Below are 395 nucleotides of genomic sequence, written 5' to 3'. Positions count from 1 at the left end.
ATGTTTGATGATATCGACCTGCTGACCATGCTACAGCTGGTGGCGCGGGTGGTCGCCGATTCACTAGGAAATTTTTTGCCCGTGAGCCCTACCAGCGCGACGGCGGACCAGCCTCAGGGCTAACCCTCAACAGCCTGCCTGACGGGCTGTCTTATCTCCTTGACCCGGTTGACGCCGGGTTAATCCCTTATTACGCGCTGAAGGATGGATCAGTCGATCTGTGCGATATCGCGCTGATGAATGACCACCTGGCCGTTAAGGCTGACAACCAGCGCCGTATAGAGAAATGGAGAGAGGATAATGAACGCTGAGACTATTAAAGATTTCCTCGTCTCGCTCGGATTCGATATCGATGAAGCGGGCGCGTCAAAGTTCGACTCTGTTCTCGCCGGTAC

Annotated in this window: 2 protein-coding genes; both read left to right on the top strand. The window is 54.4% G+C overall.

What is annotated here, in order from left to right:
• The gene (locus COJ96_RS29735; protein WP_373561750.1) at positions 1 to 123 is read left to right on the top strand and encodes a phage tail assembly chaperone; all 123 of its coding nucleotides are present in this window, start codon (positions 1 to 3) and stop codon (positions 121 to 123) included.
• An 11-nt stretch (positions 124 to 134) separates the two neighbouring features.
• Positions 135 to 311, top strand: a complete 177-nt coding sequence (locus COJ96_RS29730; RefSeq protein WP_024131618.1) for a DUF6889 family protein — start codon at positions 135 to 137, stop codon at positions 309 to 311.
• The last annotated feature ends 84 nt before the right edge of the window (positions 312 to 395 follow it).

The sequence above is a fragment of the Bacillus sp. AFS073361 genome (assembly GCF_002567005.1).
Taxonomy (GTDB): domain Bacteria; phylum Bacillota; class Bacilli; order Bacillales; family Cytobacillaceae; genus Neobacillus.
The sequence above is the reverse complement of the archived record's forward strand: the minus strand, read 5'-3'. Positions and strand labels throughout refer to the sequence as shown.